The sequence below is a fragment of the Cohnella baijiui genome, from assembly GCF_020731285.1.
Lineage (GTDB): Bacteria > Bacillota > Bacilli > Paenibacillales > Paenibacillaceae > Cohnella.
In genome coordinates this window covers 1-231 of sequence record NZ_JAJFOW010000373.1, presented here as the reverse complement: position 1 = coordinate 231, position 231 = coordinate 1, and the positions used below count along the sequence as shown (strand labels likewise).

Genomic DNA, 231 nt, shown 5'->3' with positions numbered 1-231 from the left:
CTCGAATACACACACCATATCCGTACGTGGAATCATAATTTCGCGGGCATTGCGCTCCGCGAATTCAAACACATTATCCACCAGCGTTAATTCAGTCTGGTCAATCAGTCCGCTCTTATGGCTCTGCTGCATCAAAATTCGAATTTCTTCCTCTGTATGTGCCGAATCGTGATCCGTTGTGGGTTGAATTCCGATAAAGCGCAGGAAGAAAAATGCGGCGCGGTTTAATAC

At 46.3% G+C, this 231-nt stretch carries 1 pseudogene; it reads right to left on the bottom strand.

Annotated elements, in window-relative coordinates:
- Window positions 1-231: pseudogene (locus LKX83_RS33005) on the bottom strand (hypothetical protein); the annotation flags it as partial.